At 33.2% G+C, this 283-nt stretch carries 1 protein-coding gene; it reads right to left on the reverse strand.

The genetic code is table 11. The features are described from left to right. The coding region (locus NF27_RS10075) for a transposase (RefSeq protein ID WP_039459206.1) at positions 1 to 283 on the reverse strand (283 nt) is incomplete at both ends.

Genomic DNA, 283 nt, shown 5'->3' on the forward strand with positions numbered 1-283 from the left:
ACTTTTATACCAGTACTATCTATTACCAAGTACCCTTCTTCAACTAAAGGTGGTAACTTTATTCTCTTAAGCACACATTTAGCTCTTCTAGATAATCTGTTAAACTCAGGAACTTCAAGCCCGAGCTTAATAAGTTCAAATATAGACTTAACAAATCCTTCAGTTTGCCTTAGAGGCAACTTCAGTAGCATACGCAATGTTAACATCATCTCAATTGCATAATCAGAATAAAAGGTTAACCTTCCTCGTTTACATATATTTCCTTTACTAAAATACCATAACT

Origin of the sequence: Candidatus Jidaibacter acanthamoeba (assembly GCF_000815465.1) — a bacterium.
In the GTDB taxonomy this organism is placed as follows: domain Bacteria; phylum Pseudomonadota; class Alphaproteobacteria; order Rickettsiales; family Midichloriaceae; genus Jidaibacter; species Jidaibacter acanthamoebae.